This is a genomic window from Priestia sp. ST2 (assembly GCF_055810735.1).
This window is the reverse complement of the sequence record NZ_JBVVNT010000003.1, coordinates 495,385-517,543: the sequence shown is the minus strand read 5'-3', so window position 1 is coordinate 517,543 and position 22,159 is coordinate 495,385. Positions and strand designations below refer to the sequence as shown.

The following is a 22,159-nucleotide window of genomic DNA, read 5'->3' as shown; positions in this document are numbered from 1 at the left end:
TATTTTAAGGGATAAAGAAGATGTGTTGGCTTGGTAGAATGAGTGAAGTGCATATCAAAACAAGACGTTTAGTGAAATTCCAAAGGCAGATGGAGGATATTTAGTATGTATAGTGAAGGGGCATTCCAATTTTATTTTATGAATATGCCGCAGCCTGTTATTTTAATTCAGCAAGAAAAACATCAGCTATATTATAAAGAATGTAACAAAGCAGCTCAGCAATTCTTTGACAAAATGGAAGACAAGATAATCAATAAAGAAGAAAATCTGCTTTTTTACACACTTTGTGAAAAAGCTATTGCCATGAAAGAACCGATTCAATATCAATACATACAGCTTTTTCAGCCCGACCGGCATGCATATGAAGTAACATTTACCCCTCTTTTTAATCAAGCGACAACCCCTTCACATGTTCTTGTCATGGCTCAAGAAATTCATTATAAAAAAACGCAGGAAGAGAGCACGCGTTTACTCGATGCGTTTCTAGAAAACACGGTAGACGCCATTTTAATTGCTGATTGTGATGAGAAGGTCTTAGCAGTCAATGGTGCATTTGAAAAGCTATTTCAGTGGAGAAAAGAAGAAGTTATAGGAAAAAGCCGTCAAGAGATGAACATCGTGTCAAAGAAAGAGGAAAAAGAAAACCTTAAATTAATAGCAGAATTAAAAAATGGCAAGACGCTGCCTCCTTATGAAACAGTCAGGTACACAAAAAGCGGCGAAAGCGTGTGTGTCTCTGTCAGCTGTTCACCGATTTATGACTATCAAAATCAACTGGTCGCCTATTCGGTGATTTACCGAGATATCACAGCTATTAAAAGATTAGAATTGGAGCTCATAAAAAGCAAACAGTGGTACAAATCGCTATTTACAAACCACCACCATGCGGTTTGTATGCTGAATTTGGACGGCACGATTTTAAATATCAACAGCGCATTCTTAGAAACGCTGCAGCTTTCTGCAAGCGATGTGCTGCATCAAAATTACCGAGATATTGCTAAAAGAATGGGAGCCTGTAATTACAAGTCTTGGAATGTATATGAAGAAATTAGCTATAGTACAGAACTAACATTCCGCAGAAGCCAACATTCTATACAACACGTGTATATTACCACCATTCCTGTTAAAGTAAATAATCAAACGGTTGGGGCTTATGCAATCTTACACGATCTTACGCCTCAAAAAGAAGCAGAAGAACAGCTGGCTTATACGCTGAAAGAACTTGAAAATATAAAATATGCGCTTGATGAATCAGCTAGCGTTATGATTATAAATGCAGGTGGAATTATTACCTATGTAAATGATATGTATGTACAGTATTCAGGTTATGAAAAAGAAGATTTATTAGGGAAGTATTATCGAGATGCAGAGCTTCATCATGACCACCATGAGCTGCTTGAAACAATAAAAAGCGGAAAAGTATGGCGAGGGCAGCTTGAAATGGAGACGAAGCATCATCAGTCATACTGGGTATCGAAAACAATTGTGCCGTTAAAAGATATAGACGGAAATATTACTCATTATGTATCCATTCACAATGATATTACTGAACAAAAAGCGCTAGAAAATAAACTTCATTTTGAAGCCACTCACGATAGTTTAACAGGTCTTCCCAACCGGGCGATGTTATTAAAAGAGTTAAACAAAGTAATTGAAAATGGGCAGCGGAAAAGCGATGAGTTTTTTGCGCTTTTGTTTCTCGACTGTGATAATTTTAAGCAGATTAACGATGAATATGGCCATCATATAGGCGACGAATTTCTAAAAGCATACACGAAGAGATTAAAAAGCAGTGTACGGAAAGGCGATCGCATCTATCGGTTGGGCGGAGACGAGTTTATCATTATTTTAAACGTAACAAATGGACGGGAAATTGAACAAATTGCTGGGCGGATTCATGTATCTCTTCAGCAAAGCTGGAACGTACGGGGCTATTGTTTGCGCACAACAACTACCATCGGCGTCTCTATTTATCCAGAGGACGGGGAGTCAGCCGCTTTATTATTAAAAAATGCAGATGATGCGCTATACAAAGGAAAAAGAGAAGGGAAAAATAATTATATCCTCTATCAAACGTAAAAAAAGCCTCACTGGAGGCTTTTTTATTTTATCCATGTTTTTGCCCACTTGCTGACGGGGCCTAAGATCGTACCAAGCTCTGATCCTTTTTTAGTTAAGATATATTCAATGCGAACCGGACGTTCAGGAATAACGTGCCGGATTACAATGCCTTCTTCTTCCAGCTCTTTCATTCGTTCGGTTAACATTCGTTTACTTAAAGAAGGAATGCTGCTGTGAATTTCACTAAAGCGTTTAGGTCCGCTCATAAGGACATAAATAATTAATCCGTTCCATCTTTTTCCTATTATATCGAATGTTTTCCACACTTTTGGACATAAATCATCAAAATCATTCATTGATGTCACCTGCTTTATTGTATATAGGATATTAAAAGTAACCACTGTAATGTTATTATATACTAACATTTGGATAATGAAAAGGCTATCTTTTTTTATTTTCAAAACTTTCAGTAGCTTGGAAACGCTGTATTGTAAAGTATTCAAAAAAAGTCACAAAATCGACATATTATTGTTGACGTATCAAGAAAAAAGGTCTAAGATTGGTTACATAAAGTTACCTAGTTAAATAAAAGGTACTTTAAATTTACAATTACATCAAGAGTTTGAGAAAGAAGGTTAGTATCAAATGGATATCCTTTTGGCTATTCTTCCTGCGATTTTCTGGGGAAGTATTGTCCTGTTCAACGTTAAATTGGGCGGAGGTCCTTACAGTCAAACGCTTGGGACTACAATTGGTGCGCTGATCTTTTCAGCCGTTATTTACTTCGTAGTTCATCCCGTATTGACGCCGCTTATTTTTATTGTCGGAATCGTTTCAGGATTATTTTGGGCAGTTGGGCAAAGTAATCAGTTGAAAACGATTGATTATATTGGTGTTTCAAAAACCATGCCAATTTCAACTGGTATGCAGCTTGTGACGACATCATTGTTTGGTGTTATCGTATTTCACGAGTGGTCAACAACAACAACCGTTATTTTAGGCGTGTTAGCTCTTATTTTCATTGTTATTGGTATCGTGCTAACATCACTAGAAAGCGAAAAAAACCCAGAGCAATCTGGACAATTCAAAAAAGGGATTATTACCCTTATTATTTCAACAATTGGATACTTAGTGTATGTAGTTGTCGCTCGTTTATTTAATGTAGACGGATGGTCGGCGCTATTCCCACAAGCTATTGGTATGTTAATTGGTGGACTTATACTTACTTATAAACACAAACCGTTTAATAAATACGCAATTCGCAACATTATTCCAGGGCTGATTTGGGCAGCTGGTAACATGTTCTTATTTATTTCTCAACCTAAAGTAGGGGTTGCAACAAGCTTCTCATTATCACAAATGGGAATTGTTATTTCAACGCTTGGCGGTATCTTCTTACTTGGAGAAAAGAAAACAAAGCGTCAGCTTATTTCAATTACGATTGGTATTGTGCTCATCATTTTAGGTGGCGTATTCCTCGGAATGGCTAAAAGTTAACGTTTACGTAAAAGTTAATGATAGTATGTATGAATAAATGAAAACACTAGGAGGATTTTATTATGTATACAGATTTAAAAGATAAAGTAGTTGTAATTACAGGTGGATCAACAGGTTTAGGACGCGCAATGGCTGTTCGTTTCGGTCAAGAAGAAGCAAAAGTTGTTATTAACTATTACAACAATGAAGAAGAAGCTTTAGATGCGAAAAAAGAAGTAGAAGAAGCAGGCGGACAAGCAATCATCGTTCAAGGCGACGTAACAAAAGAAGAAGACGTTGTAAATCTTGTTCAAACAGCTATTAAAGAATTTGGTACATTAGACGTTATGATTAATAATGCTGGTGTTGAAAACCCAGTTCCTTCTCATGAGCTATCTCTAGATAACTGGAACAAAGTTATTGATACAAACTTAACAGGTGCATTCTTAGGAAGCCGTGAAGCAATTAAATATTTCGTTGAAAACGACATTAAAGGAAATGTTATCAACATGTCTAGCGTTCACGAAATGATTCCTTGGCCATTATTTGTTCACTATGCAGCAAGTAAAGGCGGTATGAAACTAATGACGGAAACATTGGCTCTTGAATATGCGCCAAAAGGTATCCGCGTAAATAACATTGGACCAGGTGCGATGAACACACCAATTAACGCAGAGAAATTTGCAGATCCAGAACAACGTGCAGACGTAGAAAGCATGATTCCAATGGGTTACATCGGTAAACCAGAAGAAGTAGCAGCAGTTGCAGCATTCTTAGCATCATCACAAGCAAGCTATGTAACAGGTATTACATTATTTGCTGATGGTGGTATGACGAAATACCCTTCTTTCCAAGCAGGAAGAGGCTAATAGTTTTTAATCAATGTAGAAAAAAGAGACATGGCAAAAGCGCCATGTCTCTTTTTTCTATACCTAAGCGAATGACACCCCCCTTGCGGAGTTGGTGGCATTCCGCTAGGTAGAACCTTTTAAGAACTTTTTAAACCCTTCTTAATACAAAAGATTTTTGGGAACATTCAAGGGAGTTTTTTTGGCTCCCTTATAAGTGTATGGTATTAGCCAGCCATTTTTTTATCAGACGAAGGCTGGTTTTTGTCTTTTAGTTTGCTGAAGATAAAGGCTAGCACTGAGCCTGAGATGTTGTGCCAGACGCTGAAGATGGCGCTTGGGACAGCGGCTAGCGGCGAAAAGTGAGTGGAAGCAATGGTGACGCCGAGCCCTGAGTTTTGCATACCAACTTCCATTGCCACTGCTTTTTGTTTGGCTAGATCCATTCCGCATAAGCGGGCAAAGAAGAAGCCGATTGTGAAACCAAGAATGTTGTGAAGAACAACTACGGCAAAAATGATACCGCCTGTTTTAGCAAGCTGTGCTTGGCTTCCTGCCACAACGGCAGATACAATCAAGACAATCGCGACTACTGAAACAAGGGGAAGAGCTTTGGAACTTGCTTCTGCAGCTTTTCCAAAAAACTTTTTGATTGTAAATCCAAGAGCAAGCGGAATGATGACAACTTGTATAATGGAAATAATAAGAGACATGATATCAATATCGACCCACTTGCTTGCAAATAATAAAATGAGAAGCGGTGTAACAATCGGTGCTAAAATGGTTGAAACAGAAGCGATAGCAACTGCGAGCGCAACGTTTCCGCGAGCCAAAAAGACCATTACGTTTGATGATGTGCCGCTTGGACAGCAGCCTACTAAAATAACGCCCACTGCTATTTCTTTTGGTAAATCTAAACCAATCGCCAAACCGAATGCGAGAAGCGGCATAATGATAAAATGTCCCACCACGCCTAGTGCTACTTCTTTCGGTCTTCGAAACACTTCACTGAAATCAGACGCTGACAGCGTTAATCCCATTCCAAACATGACAATTCCTAAGAGCGGAACGATGTACTTTCCAATCCATACAAAATGCTCTGGGAATGAGTAGGCAATAACGGAAATTAGAATAACCCAAAGCGTAAATGTTTTTCCTGCAAATGTACTGATTTTCTCTATTGTTTTCATCTGTACGATACCTCCTGCGAACTATAAGAAGAAATTATACTATTTATTCAGAAAAATGAAAACAGTATTTTTGTAAAATAGTACAGAATATTTTATCTTTTAGAGATTATTTCAGTTTAAATGCAAGCATTCCTTCATTGAATACACGGAATATGTGGTAATATAAAGAAGTTAGTTTTAGAAAGTCGGAGGAGTTTAGTCATGAAATTTATCTATATTTTGTCTGTCCTTCCGTTCGTAGGCATATTAGGTTTTCTCCCTTTTGTTAATCGAGTTACTCCGTTTGTTCTCGGTATGCCGTTCAATATGTTTTGGATGGTGATATGGGTGGTGCTTACGTCCATTATTTTAGGGGTTATGTACAAGCTTGATCCCAGAAATCGGGAAGGGGAAGAAGAATGAATAGTGCACTTATTATTATTTTACTATTTTTAGTGGCAGCTATTTTTCTTGGCATACGATCAACCAAAGGTAAGGATATGAACTTGGAGCAGTGGACGGTAGGCGGACGCGGTTTCGGGGCTGTTTTAGTGTTTGTGCTGATGGCCGGAGAAATCTACACAACGTTTTCGTTTCTAGGCGGAAGCGGATGGGCTTATGGAAAAGGAGCTCCTGCACTTTATGTGTTAATTTATATTAGCTTATCATACGTCTTATCATACTGGCTTCTTCCTGTTATTTGGAAGTATGCAAGAGATCATAAGCTCGTCTCGCAGCCTGATTTTTTTGTAAGCAAATATAAAAGCCCTTACCTTGGTGTGCTTGTAGCTGCTGTAGGAGTGATTGCTGTCATTCCTGTTATTGTTGTGCAGTTAAAAGGATTGGGGATTATTGTATCACAAGCATCATACGGTGCCATTTCAATGCCGGCAGCTATTTGGATGGGAGCTATCAGTTTAACGCTGTATGTTATGATATCCGGTATCCACGGTTCTGCATGGACGGCCGTTATTAAAGACATTATGATGCTTGCTGTGATTGGATTTTTAGGCATTTATTTACCTTTTCATTATTACGGAGGATACGGTCCGATGTTTGAAGCGGTGAATACAGCGAAGCCAGGGTTTTTAAAGTTTCCTGAGCAAGGATTAAGCGTCTCGTGGTTTATTTCGACCGTTATTTTACTAGTACTTGGTTTTTATATGTGGCCGCAGGTTTTTAGTTCAAGCTATACAGCGAAAAATGCAAAGGTATTTCGTAAAAATGCAATCATTAGTCCTCTTTATACGCTGATGCTGCTCTTTGTATTTTTTGTTGGATTTGCAGCTATTTTAAAAGTTCCTGGTTTAAGCGGAGGAGACGTGGATCTTGCGCTATTACGGATCTCAATTCAAACCTTTGATCCTTGGTTTATTGGAATTATAGGAGGAGCGGGTTTGCTGACAGCGCTTGTGCCGGGATCGATGCTGTTAATGAGTGCGTCAACGCTGCTGGCGAAAAACATATATAAACCGTTTGCGCCTCAGGCAAGCGAAGCGCGTATTGCTCGTTTAGCGAAAAGCTTTGTACCGGTTGTGGCTCTCATTTCCGTTTACTTTACCCTAAACGGAGGAACGACGCTGTCAACAATTATTTTAATGGGCTATAGTCTAATGACACAGCTGTTTCCATCTCTGCTTTTCAGCTTGAAGAAAAATAACTTTGTAACGAAACAAGGAGCAGCGTGGGGGATTGTTGCTGGCATTATTGTAGTAGCCTATATTACAATCAGCGGATCTACTATTGGTACGTTATTTCCATCACTGCCTCAGCAAATGAAGGATATCAATGTCGGATTTATTGCGCTGCTTGTCAACTTTATCGTAATGTGGGCAGTCAGTATGTTTACAAAGCACAACGAGGCTGGGACAAAAGTATGTTAGACGAAGTGAAAAACGAACCATTGATCAACACGTTTGATTAGTGGTTCGTTTTTTTTGTTAGGGTCAACGTTAGACCCTTCTAGCAGTTGATTGGAGGGCAAGATGAAGACTCCCGCGGAAAGCGAAGTCTTGCGCGGAAATCAACTGCGGTGTCACAAGCGGTTCAGCTCATGTCTCCCGTTTGTTCGTCTTTAGATTAGATTCATCTCATTATGTCTCAGCCTCGTTTTTTCTAATCAAACAGTAAAGAGCCAAAGGAATAGGACCATCCTTTGGTTCTTTACGTGGCTTTTAACCGGTAATTTGTAAAATTTCCTACATCAACTGATTTACGCTAAAGCGGGAACTCGGTCGTTATAGTAAATAACTTCCGATAGGATCTTACACCCTTTAATCTCCTGAAACGTCTTTTTCGCCTCTACCTCTGATTCAAATTCAAACATAGTCGGACTTTGGTTTTTCGAGTAAACGGTAATGATCCACATTGTAAAATAAGCTCCCCCTATAAAATAATAGTTTTCCTTTTTAGTGTAGCTATCAGGTGATGTAATAATAATTGAATAGTTGTGATACAGCCTCACATTTTAAAAGGTACTTCTACTATACAACAAAAATTACAAAATAAAACAAGAAAATCTAAAAAACTACAGAGAATAATGAAAGAGAATAAATAACTGTTTATATATGGGCTATATTTATAAATGGAAGTAGGAATGTAAAAAAATATAGAGAAGAGCGATTGTCTTTTAGATTGCTAAACTATATACTTATGTTCAAAAAGTGCAGGAAGTGAAGGATGAAAGTTGATACGGTAGTAAAAAAAGATGTTTTACTCATTCTGGTGATGATAGTCGTTGTGCCGCTAGCAGGAGAGCTTAAATATTATCCTTTTCATGATACGTATAGAGTTAGCTTTGCTGTGCCCATTTTTTTCTTTTCACTGCTGCTTTTAAGAAAGGTATCTCCTGTTATACCAGGTATTTTAGTTGCGAGTGCTATAGTGGGCTTTCGGATGTGGCTTGACTGGTATAGCTACGAATCATTTGATTTTCTGCATTCTTTGCAGATTAGGTGTTCAGCGGGGATTTATTATCTCGTTTATGCCATTGCTTTTTCTTGGTTTAAAATTAACGATTTTCATTCAAAGCCGTGGATTATTGGCATATGGAGCATTATCATCGAAACGGTTTCAGGCGGGATGGAATTGTTTTTTATGTATGTAATGGTTCATCATCATATTGTGTTTCCGGAGTTCATGCAGATTTTTATTGTAGGCGTCTTTCGAAGTTTCTTTGTTTTATGCCTATTTAGCATGATCAAACTTTACGAAGGGCAGCTGAGAGAACGACAAATCTCTCAAAAAAATGATCAGCTGCTTGTTGTGCTTTCAAATTTATATGAGGAATCCATTCATTTGAAAAAAACGCTGCAGGACGCTGAGAGAATTACGAAAAAGTCGTATGATTTGTATGAAGAATTACACGAAGCGGATATCCACCAGCTTACTTCACTGCACGATTTTAGCCAAAAAGCATTACAAATTGCAGGGGAAGTACATGATATTAAAAAAGACAACCAGCGGATATCGGCAGGACTGTCCAAGGTCATTACAAAAGAAGAATTTTCTGAGTATATGGAAATCCAAAGTCTGCTTCAAATCGTGATGCGCAGCAACGAAAAATATGCGGCGATGTTAGCAAAAGATATTCATTTTTCATATTCGATTTTAGGAGAGCATCCTCGCTATCACGTGTACTTGTTTTTATCATTAATCAATAACCTAGTAACGAATGCGGTCGAAGCGATTGAAAAAGAAGGCGCGATTATTATCGATGTATGTCGAGAAGAAGACCGCATTTTATTGTATGTAAGAGACAGCGGTCCCGGAGTGAAAAAAAGGCATGAACGTCTCATTTTTAAAGCGGGATTTACATCCAAATATGCAAAGGACGGAACGCCTTCTACGGGTCTTGGGCTTGTCTACGTTAAGCAAATGACCGAGCAGCTGGGAGGGAATATTCAATTTGTTAATCTGTCTCCAAGCCCCGGTGTTCAATTTGCTATAGATTTACCTATTTCTACGTTAATGGGGGATAAGGACTAATATGCGATTTTATATCATAGATGATGACGAAGTCTTTCGTTCAATGTTAGCCGAAATTATTGAAGATAACGATCTAGGGGAGGTTATAGGAGAAGGAGAAGACGGGATCGTGTTAAACGATCAAGTTTCTTTATTGCAGCAGATCGATATTTTATTTATTGATTTATTAATGCCGGTTCAAGATGGAATCGAAACCGTGCGCAAAATAAAGGATAGTTTTAAAGGGAAAATTATTATGATGTCACAGGTAGAAACGAAAGATTTGATTGGAAAAGCCTACTCGCTTGGCATTGAATACTATATCACGAAGCCGCTTAATCGTATGGAAGTACTCATGGTCATTCAAAAAGTAATTGAACGAATTCATGTTCAACAATCAATGGAGAAAATTCAAGAATCGTTAAATACCGTACTTAATGTAGGAAATCAGCAAAAAACGCCTTCTTTTGGTAAAAAAGAAAGCGATCCGGCAGAAGCGTGCAGGTTTCTTTTAAGAGAACTTGGGATTTTAGGAGAAAGCGGAAGTAAAGATTTGATTGAAATCATCAATTACTTGCATCAAACGGAAAAAAGCACGATGTATGAACAGCATTTTCCTTCTCTCAAAGAAATTTTTGAGAAAATTACCGTGAGAAAGCTTGGTTCATCTTTTTCAGAAGACGTGCTGCAAAAAGAAATGAAAGCAGCCGAGCAGCGAGTAAGAAGAGCTATTTATCAGTCTTTAAATCATTTGACCTCTCTTGGTATGGTTGACTTCTTTAATCCTAAATTTGAAAATTATGCTTCTAAGTTTTTCGATTTTTCAATGGTGCATCAGCGCATGAGAGATATAGAAAAAGGCACGGGAAAAAGCAGCACTCCGAGTCGTATAAACGTAAAAAAATTTATTCAAATGCTCTATTATGAAGTCAAACAAACGCTGTAGTAAAAAAACTACAGCGTTTTCATTTTGTAATTTTCTAAAAACTTTTTGTTAGTTTCAGTAGGTTTTTGTTAGATTTTGTGATGCCTATGATAATGTAATCTTATGAATAAAAGAACTACTTAATAAACAGTTCTTAATTGAATTGTATCTGTTGAATACATTAAGTGCAAATAAACAGCTTTGAGCTGTTAGAAAAAAGAAGGAAGGTGCAAAGATATGTTCAAAAAGCTTGGATTAGCAGGACAAATTCTAATTGGTTTGATTGCAGGTATTATTGTAGGGGCTATTTTTTACGGAAATCCTAAAGCAGTTGAAGTGCTGCAGCCAATTGGAGACGTATTCATTCATTTAATTAAAATGATCGTGGTGCCGATTGTTATATCTAGTATCATTGTGGGCGTTGCGGGTGTTGGTGATATTAAGAAGCTTGGTAAATTAGGCGGAAAAACAATTCTTTACTTTGAAATCATTACAACGGTTGCGATTGTTGTAGGCTTATTAGCAGCTAACTTGCTTCACCCTGGTACTGGTGTGGACCGCAGCGGTCTTGAAAAATCAGATATCAGCAGCTACACATCAACGGCAGAAGCTACAGAGCAAAAAGGATTTGTAGAAACATTTGTTCACATCGTTCCAACGAATGTATTTGAGTCAATTGCTGCAGGCGACATGCTGCCAATTATTTTCTTCTCGGTCCTATTTGGACTTGGAATTGCATCAATCGGTGAAAAAGGCAAGCCGGTTTTAAGATTCTTTGAAGGCACGGCAGAAGCGATGTTTTGGGTAACGAATTTGGTTATGAAGTTTGCACCGTTTGGCGTATTTGCATTAATCGGTGTAACCGTATCAAAATTTGGACTAGCGTCTCTGATTCCGCTTAGTAAGCTTGTAATTGTTGCTTACGGCACAATGATTTTCTTTGTGTTAGTTGTGCTAGGACTTGTAGCTAAATGGGCTGGCGTTAACATCTTCCACTTATTAAAAGTGCTAAAAGATGAATTGCTGTTAGCATTTTCAACTGCAAGTTCAGAAACAGTATTGCCGCGTATTATTGCGAAAATGGAAAAGTTCGGATGTCCTAAAGCAATTACATCTTTTGTTATTCCGACGGGATATTCGTTTAACTTAGACGGATCTACTCTTTATCAAGCGCTTGCTGCGATTTTTATCGCGCAAATGTACGGTATTGATATGAGCATCACACAGCAAATTTCACTGATATTAATTTTAATGGTTACATCTAAAGGAATTGCAGGAGTTCCGGGCGTATCATTTGTTGTACTGCTTGCAACGCTTGGATCTGTAGGACTTCCGGTAGAAGGGCTTGCATTTATCGCTGGAATCGATCGTTTGTTAGATATGGGACGTACAGCGGTAAACGTAATTGGAAACTCACTTGGTGCGATTGTCATTTCGAAGTGGGAAGGGCAATTTAACGATAAAGACAAGGAAGCTTATATTAACGAAGTAACAAAAAAAGTATCGTAACAACAAAGAGTCTGGGACAAAAGCATTGTAGTTGAAGAAAGATCCGAACGATTATTCGTTCGGATCTTTTTTATATTGATATAGAGTTTATCTGTGCAATTGCTTCTAGTTGTTGATTGGAGAACAAGGCGAAGAACTCCCGTGGAAAGCGAAATTTTGTAGGGGAATCAACGGCCGTGCAACAAGTGATCCATACCAGCTCATTTATTCAATTTATCCGGCTTTAGATGAGATTTATTTCGTTATGTCTCAATCTTTTTTCGGTTGAATTTGCTTTGGAAAATTGGGAATAGTAACTAAAGATGAAAAACAAATGATTGATACAAGGAGGTCTCAACATGGGAAGAGCAAATAATCACAAATCATCACATAACAACAAAGGGTCACTGCCTCAAACACCAAAAGAGTTAAAAATTGCTCCGGATCAAGCAAATGAAGAATTTTCACGTGAATTAGCGCAGCATCACGATGCTAAAGCGAAACAGGACTTAATTTTGAAACAGCAAAAAGAAAAGTAAAAGAAAAAGAGGTTGGACAAAAGTGTTTTAATTGAAGGGAAATCCGAACGATGAATGAAGAATCCAACTCGTTCGGATTTTTTCATTGTGATTGTGAACGTAGTTTTCGTATATGTAGTTGCTTCTAGTGGTTGATTGGAGGGCAAGACGAAGACTCCTGCGGGAAAAGCGGAATAGGTGAGACCCCGCAGGAGCGTACGCGACGAGGAGGCTCAGCGGCCGCTCGCGGAAAGCGAAGTCTTGCACGGAAATCAACGGCCGCGTAACAAGCGATTCATACTAGCTCATTTATTCGTCTGTAAATTGGATTGACTTAGGTATGTCTCAACCTCTTTTATACATATCTAAAGATAAAAATTCCTAAGTAACCATTTTGTAACATTATTTAATCATAGCGTAATAGTTTTTGAGGCTTTTTTCATTATAATTAAACCGAACATATTGAAAAATAAGTTCTATAGAAACGTAACGTTCGGTTACATAATGGAGGAGAAAAATGAAAAAAGCCATCATTGGGTCTATAACGGCAGCGGCAGTCTTATTTAGCGGAGCCAGTCCGTTTATTGCACCTGCTCAAACAGTAGAAGCAGCGTCATCTTCATACAAGGACACGGCTATTGCTACTGGTAAAAAATTAATGGGTGTTCCTTATAAATGGGGAGGCACAACAACAAAAGGTTTTGACTGCTCGGGATTTATTCAATACATTTTCAAAAAGGCTGGAAAAACACTTCCGCGCACAACGGAACAAATGTATCGAGTAGGGACAAGCGTTTCAAAAGCAAAGCTTCAAAAAGGAGATTTAGTTTTCTTTCAAACGTATAAAAAAGGTCCTTCACATGTAGGCGTGTACTTAGGAAATAATCAGTTTCTTCAAGCTTCTACGTCTAAAGGCGTGACGATTACATCTCTTAGCAACAGCTACTGGAAAGCACGTTATATTGGTGCAAAACGGATTTAACCATCCGTCATTTTTTTGGAAAACAACACTACATTATGTAGTGTTGTTTTTTGTTTGCATATACATAACATATTGCCAATATTATTTTTAACGTTTTATACAAAAAAATCCATATTCTATGAGATAATAACGTTAACACATTTTGTACTTTAACATAAGGAATATCCCACTCTATTCGAAAGTTTGGTGAGCGAAGATGAAGCGCTTAGTATGGAGTTATGGAATAGGTATTGTTGCAATAGTAGCAGTACTCTCATTTTTCTTTATGATGAAAGGTCAAACAGAGAAAGCCGTCGTTAGCGGAAATGTACCAAAAGCTCATGCGCAGGGAGAAAGAGTGAAGCAGCCCATCTCACAGTTCCAAGCAGTACAGCCTCATGAAGCAGGTAATGAAGTGAAAAATGTAAAAAACAACATGCCTGAAAAAGCGGATCCTCCTTCTTTTTTAGTCTACATTGACCCTGGTCATCAATCTCAGGCTAACCTGGAGAAAGAGCCAATCGGACCGGGATCAGCAGAAACAAAAATAAAAGTTTCCGGAGGCACATCAGGCGTAGTGACCAAGAAGCCCGAATACAAGCTGACGTTGGAAGCTTCTATGATATTAAAACAGCTGCTCGAAGAAAAAGGCATAACCGTAAAGCTTACTCGGAGTTCTGATAATGTAGATATCAGCAACCGGGAACGAGCGGAGCTTGCGAATAATTCAAAAGCTGATCTGCACGTACGTATACATGCAGATGGTTCTGAAAATGCTTCTGTAAAAGGATTTTCTGTGCTTACTCCTGCAGAAGATAATTCCTATACAAAGTCTATTTATCAAAGCAGTCTGCAGGCATCTCAAGCTATTCTGACAGAGGTGAAAAAAGATCAGTTTGTCGAAGCAGACGGCATTCGCTATCGCAGTGATCTTTCAGGATTTAACTGGTCGACTGTACCTGTAACGCTAGTTGAACTGGGATATATGACGAATCCAGAAGAAGACCGGAACCTGTCTGATCAGGCTTACCTTACAAAGCTGATGAATCATATTGCAGATGGTGTAGCGGCATATGAAGAAATGAAAAAATAAAAGGTGAAAAGACCTATAAAAGCGTGTGACTAAATCAATTGATTTATGTCACACGTTTTTTTTGTCGTTCATATGATATAAAGAAGCGTTTTTTCGACAAAAAAATGGACGAGCAGAAAAGAAAACTAGGTAAAATGCTTTAATTTTTATAAAACTGTGTCGATATAACGAGTGATATTAAAATGCGTTAGACAGTACATGAAAATGGGGGAACAAGATGAGAAAGTTAACGGCATTTGCTTTAGTACTAAGCGTACTGCTGTTTCAATTCACGCCGCTTGCTAGCGTGAAAGCTGAAACGGTAGAACCAGTTGTGTCTGTAAAATTAGTAAACTATTTAGGAGATCATCATGCAATTACAATTAAGCCGTCTTATTTATACACTATTAAAAACTCGGATTTGGTCTTAAAGGCAAATACAGAGTATACGGTAACAGCAACAACTCAAGGTGTCACTCTAAAACAAGGAAGCACTGTATTAGGTGATTTTACAAGCTTTGAAATTACACCGTCTCTTTATAAAAATCCCATATCTATTAACGGCAGACAGTACTTAGGGGACGTTGCGTTTACAAATGAAAAAGGAACGTACGTCAGACCTGTTAATACGCTTCCGATTGAAGACTATTTAAAAGGCGTTGTGCCAAATGAAGTCTATACATCTTGGAATCTGCAAGCCTTAAAAACTCAGGCAGTAGCAGCGAGAACATACGCAATGAGCTATGCAGGAAAAGTAATCAATGACACGGTAAGCTATCAAGTATACGGTGGCTATACGTGGTACGACAGTACAAACAAAGCAGTAGATGAGACATTTGGACAAGTAGTCACATACAACAATAAATTAATCAACGCCGTTTTCTCATCAAGCAACGGTGGGAGAACCGAATCAAACAGCAATGCTTGGGGAGGAACTCAGCTTTCTTATTTCCCGGTGAAAGAAGATCCATACGATAAGCAGACGCCGTGGACGTTAGCTATTCAAAAAACGCAAATTGATTTAACAGGAAAAGATTTAGCTAACTATAGCGCTTGGTGGAATACGGTTTCTGAAAAAGATAAAACCGTTACGGATAATTTGAAGTCATGGTTAGTAGCCAATAAGCATCCTGGTAAAACGATTAAAATTACGTCTATTCCAAAGGTGAGTTTTTATGCTCCTTCATCAGGAGGCCGTGTGACTAAAGGTGCGATTACAGTGGACTACCTCGTTAAAGGAGAGGTAGACAGTTCGCAAAAACTAGTGGTTCATCATTTGGAATTAACGGATTTAACATCGACGAAGCTAAAATCGATGTTAAACAGCCGTGCGATGCTTAGTCTGCTTGTAACGGAAACAAATGAAACAAGCATATCAACAACTTTTAATGGTAAAGGAAATGGACACGGTGTTGGAATGAGTCAATACGGTGCTCAAAAAATGGCAAGCGTAGGAAAAGACTATCGTGAAATTTTAGATTTTTATTATCCAACAACTACTCTTTTAAGTTTTTATACAACTAAATATCCGCGAAAAGAGCAGGAGCAAGAACCACCGAAAGATACGGTTGCGCCTGATGCACCTTCAGTTAATGCACTAGGAGACAGCGAAACATCGCTTACGGGCGTGACAGAACCAAATGCTTCTGTTATTGCAAAAGTGGAAAATGAAGTAATTGGAACGGGTCTTGCTGACGAAGCTGGAAAATTTGCAATTACGATTGCCAAGCAGCCAGCAGATACAAAAGTATCGGTAACGTCTAAAGATGCAGCTGAAAATGAAAGCACGGCCACAGTAGTGACCGTAACGGATCAAACGCCGCCTTCTGTTCCAATTGTAAATGAAGTAAGTGACCAAGATACGACCGTAACAGGCGTAACAGAAGCAAACGCCGCCGTGACGGTAAAAGCAGGCGATGCAACGTTCTCTGCAGTAGCGGATGGTAACGGTACATTTACTGTTTCAATTCCAGTACAAATAGGTGGAACAACAATAGCGGTAAGTGCAAAAGATAAAGCAGGGAACGAAAGTCAAGCGCCTTCTTTTGCGGTTAAATCTACGTTAAAAGCACCGCTTGCACCAAAAGTAAATGCAGTAAGTGATCAAGACACAATGATCAAAGGAACGGCTGAAGCAAATGCGACGGTCATCGTTAAAAACGGAAGTCTTCAGCTTGCAGCAGGCAACGCAGATGCCAAAGGAAATTACAGCATTTCAATTGCGAAACAAAAAGCAGGAAGCACGCTGTCTGTAACGGCTCAAAATGCAGGTGGAACAAGTTCAGCCACTGCGGTAATCGTACAGGATAAAACGGCACCAGCTGCGCCAAAAGTAAACGCAGTAAGTGATCAAGATACAAAAGTTACAGGTACAGCAGAAGCAAATGCGACGGTTACTGTAAAAGTGGGAACAACAACTGTGGGAACGGCTAAAGCAGGTGCAAACGGAGCGTTTTCTGTTGCCATTTCTCTGCAAAAAGCGAATACAAAGCTAAGCGTACAAGCAAAAGATGCAGCAGGAAATAACAGCTCTGAATCGACTGTAATCATTACAGCAAAGCAAAAAGCTCCGGTAAAACCGACAGTTAATGAAGTGAGTGATCGAAGTACAGCCGTTACGGGTACAGCAGAAGCAAATGCGACGGTTATCATTAAAAACGGAAGTCTTCAGCTTGCAGCTGGTAAAGCGGATGCTAAAGGAACATACAGCATCTCGATTGCAAAACAAAAAGCAGGAAGCAAACTGTCTGTAACGGCTGGAAACACAGCGGGGGTAAGTCCAGCTGTAACTGTAACCGTACAGGATAAAACAGCACCCGTTACACCAAAAGTAAACGCTGTAAGCAATCAAGATACAGTCGTAACGGGAAGCACAGAAGCGGGCGCAGAAGTGCATGTGAAAATTGACAAAAAAGTAATTGGCAAAGGAAATGCAAAATCCGATGGAACGTTCAGCATCACCATTCCAAAGCAGCCTGCTTCTACAAAATTAGCTGTTATTGCAAAAGATGCAGCTAATAACTACAGCTCCAACACGTTTGTAACAGTCAGTGCCGCGCAGACAAAACCAGCGCTTCCAACCGTTAATACGCTTACTGAAAAAAGTACAGCGGTAACGGGAACAGGAGAAAAAAATGCGTCCATTTATATTAAAGTAGGCGGAAAGATTATAGCCAGTGGAAAAATTGATGGAAACGGCAAGTTCAGCATAAAAATTCCTGCTCAAAAAGCAGGAACAGAAGTGACGGCCGTGCTGCAAAATAAAGTAGGATACAGCCCTTATAAAATTGTAAAAGTACAAGACACAACCCCGCCGGCACCTCCGGCGGTTGATGCAATTACGTCTTTGTCCACCTTTATCTCTGGAAAAACGGAAGCAAATGCCGTGATTACGATTAAAAGCGGTACAAAGCTGATCGCATCGGGCAAAGCAGATAGCAAAGGGCAGTTTAAAGTCGCTATTTCAAAACAAAAAGCAGGCGTAAAGCTGGCTGTGACGGCAAAAGATGCGGCTGGAAATACAAGTTCAGCCACGAACGTAAGTGTTAAATAGAAAGAGGCTGGGACAAAAGTATTTTAGTTAAAGTTAAACACGAACTATCTATCGAAAACTGATGGATAGTTCGTGTTTTTTTATGATTATCGTGAACGTAGGCATCATGTAGGTAAGTGCTTCTAGCGGTTGATTGGAGGGCAAGGCGAAGACTCCTGCGGGAAAAGCGGAAGGGGTGAGACCCCGCAGGAGCGCAAGCGACGAGGAGGCTCAGCGCCCGCCCGCGGAAAGCGATGCCTTGCATGGAAATCAACCGCGATGGAAAAAGCAGTCCAGATTATTTATCCGAGTTGTTCATCGTTAGATTGGATTTATTTCGTGATGTCTCAATCTCTTTTAGCGGTTTTTAAGTAAAATAGAAGGTTACTAAAAAGTTACCTTAGAACTTTGAAGTGCCTAACTTACTTTAAAGTGGGTTCTATCTTTTTCTTTTTTTCTGTTTCATAATAACAAATGTAAAGAAATTAGCAGGGGGTTTTTTATAATGAGTAATCATTTGCAAGATACAGTAACACTTCACAACGGAGTCAAAATGCCTTGGCTTGGACTAGGTGTCTTTAAAGTAGAAGAAGGGCCTGAATTAGTAAACGCGGTGAAAACAGCTATCGTCAAAGGCTATCGCAGCATTGATACGGCAGCTATTTATGGAAATGAAGAAGGTGTAGGAGAAGGAATTCGCCAAGGTCTGAAAGAAGCAGGTCTTTCACGCGAAGATATTTTTGTTACATCAAAAGTTTGGAACACAGATTTAGGCTATGAAGAGACGCTGGCTGCTTACGAAACAAGCTTACAAAAGCTTGGCTTAGAATATTTAGATCTATACTTAATTCACTGGCCGGTAGAAGGTAAGTATAAAGCAGCGTGGAAAGCATTAGAAACGCTTTATAAAGAAGAAAAAGTAAGAGCTGTGGGCGTAAGTAATTTTCAAATTCATCATTTAGAAGACTTAATGAAAGATACAGACGTTAAGCCTGTTATTAACCAAGTGGAGTATCATCCTCGTTTGACGCAAAAAGAGCTGCATGCTTTTTGTCAAAAGCATGATATTCAGCTAGAAGCATGGTCTCCGCTTATGCAAGGAGAATTGCTAGATAACGATGTGTTAAAAGGAATTGCTGAAAAACACGGTAAATCAGTTGCTCAAATTATTCTGCGATGGGATCTGCAAAACGGAGTTGTAACGATTCCAAAATCGACAAAAGAACATCGTATTGTTGAAAATTCATCGTTATTTGATTTTGAATTGGATGCTGAAGACGTAAGTAAAATTAATGAATTAAACCAAAATCACCGAGTAGGTCCAGATCCGGACAACTTTGATTTTTAATAGAAGAACTAACAGGCTGGGAGAAAAGTATTTTAGCCCAAGTGAAAAACGAACCATTGATCAACTAGTTTGATGAGTGGTTCGTTTTTTTTGTTATGGTGACTACAGCTTCATCTGTTTTGTCCCTTCTAGCAGTTGATTGAAGGGCAAGGAGAAGACTTTTGCGGGAAAAGTGGTTCAGCTCATGTATCTCATTTGTTCGTCTTTAGGTTGGATTTATTTAGTTATGTCCCGGCCTCTTTTTATGCATTATTACATAAATTTAACATTTTCTTCACAGTAAGCTAAAGGACGGGCCGTATGATAAAGAAAGGTCGTGAAAGCTAGAGAAATCATTTCATTTTTAAGTGTAAAATAGGCGGTGTAACGATGACAAAACAAGCTTACTCTCACATACAATGTAAAAAAACATCAATGATTGATTTATTGCTGGATGCAGGGGTTTATAAAAAAGGAAACAAGCAGCTATATGAGCTTACGCTTCAAGAGCTAGAAACAGAATACGAAGCTATTTCACAACAGCGCATATCCCCATGAAATTTTGATACATTGCTAGAATTTGTTATAATAGAGGAAAGGATAGGAGTTGATTTATATCGAAAAGCACCCGACAGACTCGCAGCCCATCCGTATGGATATCCTCGATTCTATATTTGCTAAAATGGTATTAAATAAGGCTATCCGAGATTTTAGAAGAGATCAAATTTTACGTGAAGTCGATCAAACATTAGAAGAAAGAAACAAAGAAAAATTTTTTCAATTAATTGAAGAATTAAAATCAATTTCGTAAAGGGCATTCGCGCGATAGAATTTGATTTTATCATTTTAGCATATAAAAACAGGTAAGAAGCGGCATGCTTAGTTACCTGTTTTTTTGTTGTCTTATTGTAAACGAAGGCCCTACATAAGAAATGAACCTTATCACTGAACAGACAAAAAGAGCAAGTCTAATGTACTCACTCTTTTCAGAAAGGTATGGGTGTTACTGAGAAAATGAATGTCACTCTCTAAATGTTGCGTGTGGGGTTTAGAAAGTTCTATGCAACTGCATATTTTCTAATTCATTCGCTCTATGTATTGTTAAAGTAACAATATAACCATATCTTATCACATGAAGGAAATTCGATTCAATATATTTATTGATTTTCTTTTTAAATTGTTCTAAATAATTAGTGAATGTAAAAAAATGTTTTTATTGGGTGAATGTGTATCTATAAAAAAACAATAAAAAAACGTAGTGAGTTTTTATGAGAGACATTTGTTTATTTCTGACGGACTGTAAGCTTCAAAAGAGTACAATCCGTCCTGTAAATCAGTATTAAGAAAAAATGAGCTGAACCCAGTAGAATAGGAGGAAAAGCGTAACGATGGTGGTAAGCGGGATAACGATAAGTGATACTTTTAAATAATCTTTCCATTTTACCTTGATATGATTTTCTTTTAAAATATGCATCCAAATAAGAGAAGCCAGTGTTCCAATCGGCAATAAAAGCGAGCCCATATCACTTCCAATAATATTAGCAAGGTAAATAGTTTTAAGAGTAATAGGATCGAGCCCCATTTCAGTCAAGGTAATGGTTCCGACCATTAAAGCAGGGTGATTGTTAAACAAGTTAGAGAGAATGGAAACAAGTCCTCCCATGATAAAGCTTGCTTCAAAAAGCCCTCGATTCACAATTGGTTCGCAAATTTTTACAAGTAGATCTGTCAATCCTACGTTATGCAATCCGTAAATAATAACGTACATTGAAAATGCAAAAACGAAAATGTGCCACGGCGTTTTCTTTAAAATATCAATCGGGTTTGTACGTAAGTGATACCATCTCCAAATAAGTAAGATCAGTGAGCCTAGTACAGCAACCAATTCGATTGGTATGCCGAAATAAGAGGCGACAAATAGGAGACAGCGCATAACAAACACAAATAATAAAACTTTCAGCATAAATTGTGTGCGTTTACGTTTTGTTTCAACAGAAATGCTTCCTTTTAAGGGGTGAAACTGTTTCGTAAAGAAACTCTCTTCTATATCTTTTGAAGCATGCGGCAGTTTTTTTGGCAAATGGCGTTTTACGACCGTATACATGAGCCAGGACATAAATAATAAACCAAGTGTCGCCGGTACAAACATCATCGCCGTGTGCATATAAAGCGACATATGAACAATTTTTAAGGCAATCAAATTGACAATATTACTTACACCTATAGGCGCGCTGGAAGCGGTAGCAATAAGCGCTCCACTTAAAAGGTAGGGGATCTGCTGGTGGGGTTTTAGCTGAAGGTTTTTCAAAAGTAGAATTAAAATTGGAGTGGTAATTAAAATACTGCCGTCATTATTAAATAGTAAAGTCATTAAAAAGCAAAGCAGTTGAATGTACCAATATAATCGGTACCCTGAGCCTTTGGATAAACTCACTAGACGTGCAGCTGCCCAGTGGAAGAATCCGAAACTTTCTAATATGACGGCCATGACAATGGTGGCAATAATGGTGATAGAAGCGCCGCTTATCTTTCCGAAAATATCAACAATGTCTGATTTGGATACAATCCCTGTAAGCAGGATAATGGCTGCTCCTATGGATGCCGGCCATGCTTCATTGATGCCGTTTGGCCTCCAAAAAATGACGAGCATTGTCATTGTAAACACGAAAATGGCAATTCCAATTTCAATATTCATCAGTATGCTCCTTTCTTCTAAAATTTGTAATGAATATACCCTTGCATGTCCCTTACACTCTATTTATATTCATTTATTACTAGAAGGATTGTGCATAAGACCATTTTTGCTAATATGTTTG

At 38.5% G+C, this 22,159-nt stretch carries 21 protein-coding genes; 17 read left to right on the top strand and 4 right to left on the bottom strand.

The window, feature by feature from the left end; genetic code table 11:
• Nucleotides 1-105: 105 nt before the first annotated feature.
• The gene (locus AC0KUU_RS15030) at nucleotides 106-2,079 is read left to right on the top strand and encodes a PAS domain S-box protein (protein WP_340597981.1); all 1,974 of its coding nucleotides are present in this window, start codon (nucleotides 106-108) and stop codon (nucleotides 2,077-2,079) included.
• A gap of 23 nt (nucleotides 2,080-2,102) precedes the next feature.
• Here the strand turns inward: AC0KUU_RS15030 and AC0KUU_RS15025 are convergent, their stop codons facing one another.
• The gene (locus AC0KUU_RS15025; protein WP_043979984.1) at nucleotides 2,103-2,417 is read right to left on the bottom strand and encodes a winged helix-turn-helix transcriptional regulator; all 315 of its coding nucleotides are present in this window, start codon (nucleotides 2,415-2,417) and stop codon (nucleotides 2,103-2,105) included.
• A 289-nt stretch (nucleotides 2,418-2,706) separates the two neighbouring features.
• Between AC0KUU_RS15025 and AC0KUU_RS15020 the strand changes: the two genes are divergently transcribed.
• Complete coding sequence (locus tag AC0KUU_RS15020) at nucleotides 2,707-3,558, top strand: GRP family sugar transporter (protein WP_014461263.1); 852 nt, start codon at nucleotides 2,707-2,709, stop codon at nucleotides 3,556-3,558.
• 62 nt (nucleotides 3,559-3,620) lie between these two features.
• On the top strand, nucleotides 3,621-4,406 hold the full coding sequence (gene gdh, locus AC0KUU_RS15015; RefSeq protein ID WP_025749618.1) for a glucose 1-dehydrogenase: 786 nt from the start codon (nucleotides 3,621-3,623) through the stop codon (nucleotides 4,404-4,406).
• Between the two features lie 206 nt (nucleotides 4,407-4,612).
• Here the strand turns inward: gdh and AC0KUU_RS15010 are convergent, their stop codons facing one another.
• Nucleotides 4,613-5,575 (bottom strand): bile acid:sodium symporter family protein, encoded by a 963-nt coding sequence (locus AC0KUU_RS15010; RefSeq protein ID WP_013082056.1) that lies wholly within the window; start codon nucleotides 5,573-5,575, stop codon nucleotides 4,613-4,615.
• A 201-nt stretch (nucleotides 5,576-5,776) separates the two neighbouring features.
• On the opposite strand from AC0KUU_RS15010, the gene AC0KUU_RS15005 reads away from it, so the two are divergent.
• Both AC0KUU_RS15005 and AC0KUU_RS15000 read left to right on the top strand, forming a co-directional pair.
• The gene (locus AC0KUU_RS15005; protein ID WP_013055761.1) at nucleotides 5,777-5,977 is read left to right on the top strand and encodes a DUF3311 domain-containing protein; all 201 of its coding nucleotides are present in this window, start codon (nucleotides 5,777-5,779) and stop codon (nucleotides 5,975-5,977) included.
• Nucleotides 5,974-7,437, top strand: coding sequence for a sodium:solute symporter family protein (locus AC0KUU_RS15000; protein ID WP_043979982.1), 1,464 nt, complete (start codon nucleotides 5,974-5,976; stop codon nucleotides 7,435-7,437). The genes AC0KUU_RS15005 and AC0KUU_RS15000 overlap by 4 nt, the downstream gene beginning before the upstream one ends.
• A gap of 329 nt (nucleotides 7,438-7,766) precedes the next feature.
• On the opposite strand, the gene AC0KUU_RS14995 is transcribed toward AC0KUU_RS15000, so the two are convergent.
• Complete coding sequence (locus tag AC0KUU_RS14995) at nucleotides 7,767-7,922, bottom strand: hypothetical protein (protein WP_013055763.1); 156 nt, start codon at nucleotides 7,920-7,922, stop codon at nucleotides 7,767-7,769.
• A gap of 311 nt (nucleotides 7,923-8,233) precedes the next feature.
• Here AC0KUU_RS14995 and AC0KUU_RS14990 point away from each other — a divergent pair, with 311 nt between their 5' ends.
• The 12 genes from AC0KUU_RS14990 to AC0KUU_RS14935 all read left to right on the top strand — a co-directional run bounded on the left by AC0KUU_RS14990 (nucleotide 8,234) and on the right by AC0KUU_RS14935 (nucleotide 20,154).
• On the top strand, nucleotides 8,234-9,541 hold the full coding sequence (locus AC0KUU_RS14990) for a sensor histidine kinase (RefSeq protein WP_340597977.1): 1,308 nt from the start codon (nucleotides 8,234-8,236) through the stop codon (nucleotides 9,539-9,541).
• A 1-nt stretch (nucleotide 9,542) separates the two neighbouring features.
• Nucleotides 9,543-10,466 carry a response regulator gene (locus AC0KUU_RS14985; RefSeq protein ID WP_043979980.1) on the top strand — a complete coding sequence of 308 codons (924 nt, stop codon included), beginning with the start codon at nucleotides 9,543-9,545 and terminating at the stop codon, nucleotides 10,464-10,466.
• A 216-nt stretch (nucleotides 10,467-10,682) separates the two neighbouring features.
• Nucleotides 10,683-11,954 carry a cation:dicarboxylate symporter family transporter gene (locus tag AC0KUU_RS14980; protein ID WP_028407730.1) on the top strand — a complete coding sequence of 424 codons (1,272 nt, stop codon included), beginning with the start codon at nucleotides 10,683-10,685 and terminating at the stop codon, nucleotides 11,952-11,954.
• Nucleotides 11,955-12,292: 338 nt separating this feature from the next.
• Nucleotides 12,293-12,472 (top strand): YfhD family protein, encoded by a 180-nt coding sequence (locus AC0KUU_RS14975; protein ID WP_013055768.1) that lies wholly within the window; start codon nucleotides 12,293-12,295, stop codon nucleotides 12,470-12,472.
• A gap of 131 nt (nucleotides 12,473-12,603) precedes the next feature.
• Nucleotides 12,604-12,738: a hypothetical protein gene (locus AC0KUU_RS14970; protein ID WP_255293589.1), complete on the top strand. Its 135-nt coding sequence runs from the start codon at nucleotides 12,604-12,606 to the stop codon at nucleotides 12,736-12,738.
• 230 nt (nucleotides 12,739-12,968) lie between these two features.
• Nucleotides 12,969-13,433 carry a C40 family peptidase gene (locus AC0KUU_RS14965; protein ID WP_322551793.1) on the top strand — a complete coding sequence of 155 codons (465 nt, stop codon included), beginning with the start codon at nucleotides 12,969-12,971 and terminating at the stop codon, nucleotides 13,431-13,433.
• A 196-nt stretch (nucleotides 13,434-13,629) separates the two neighbouring features.
• Nucleotides 13,630-14,505: an N-acetylmuramoyl-L-alanine amidase family protein gene (locus tag AC0KUU_RS14960; RefSeq protein ID WP_162213726.1), complete on the top strand. Its 876-nt coding sequence runs from the start codon at nucleotides 13,630-13,632 to the stop codon at nucleotides 14,503-14,505.
• Nucleotides 14,506-14,722: 217 nt separating this feature from the next.
• Entirely contained in the window at nucleotides 14,723-18,037 is a 3,315-nt protein-coding gene (locus AC0KUU_RS14955) for an Ig-like domain-containing protein (protein ID WP_340597972.1), read from the top strand.
• Nucleotides 18,038-18,166: 129 nt separating this feature from the next.
• Nucleotides 18,167-18,391: a hypothetical protein gene (locus tag AC0KUU_RS14950; protein WP_340597970.1), complete on the top strand. Its 225-nt coding sequence runs from the start codon at nucleotides 18,167-18,169 to the stop codon at nucleotides 18,389-18,391.
• A 130-nt stretch (nucleotides 18,392-18,521) separates the two neighbouring features.
• On the top strand, nucleotides 18,522-19,364 hold the full coding sequence (locus tag AC0KUU_RS14945; protein WP_340597968.1) for an aldo/keto reductase: 843 nt from the start codon (nucleotides 18,522-18,524) through the stop codon (nucleotides 19,362-19,364).
• 369 nt (nucleotides 19,365-19,733) lie between these two features.
• The gene (locus AC0KUU_RS14940) at nucleotides 19,734-19,901 is read left to right on the top strand and encodes a Fur-regulated basic protein FbpA (protein WP_075421395.1); all 168 of its coding nucleotides are present in this window, start codon (nucleotides 19,734-19,736) and stop codon (nucleotides 19,899-19,901) included.
• Nucleotides 19,902-19,950: 49 nt separating this feature from the next.
• Nucleotides 19,951-20,154, top strand: a complete 204-nt coding sequence (locus AC0KUU_RS14935; protein ID WP_016766443.1) for an IDEAL domain-containing protein — start codon at nucleotides 19,951-19,953, stop codon at nucleotides 20,152-20,154.
• Nucleotides 20,155-20,682: 528 nt separating this feature from the next.
• On the opposite strand, the gene AC0KUU_RS14930 is transcribed toward AC0KUU_RS14935, so the two are convergent.
• On the bottom strand, nucleotides 20,683-22,038 hold the full coding sequence (locus tag AC0KUU_RS14930; protein ID WP_025749607.1) for an arsenic transporter: 1,356 nt from the start codon (nucleotides 22,036-22,038) through the stop codon (nucleotides 20,683-20,685).
• Between the last annotated feature and the right edge of the window lie 121 nt (nucleotides 22,039-22,159).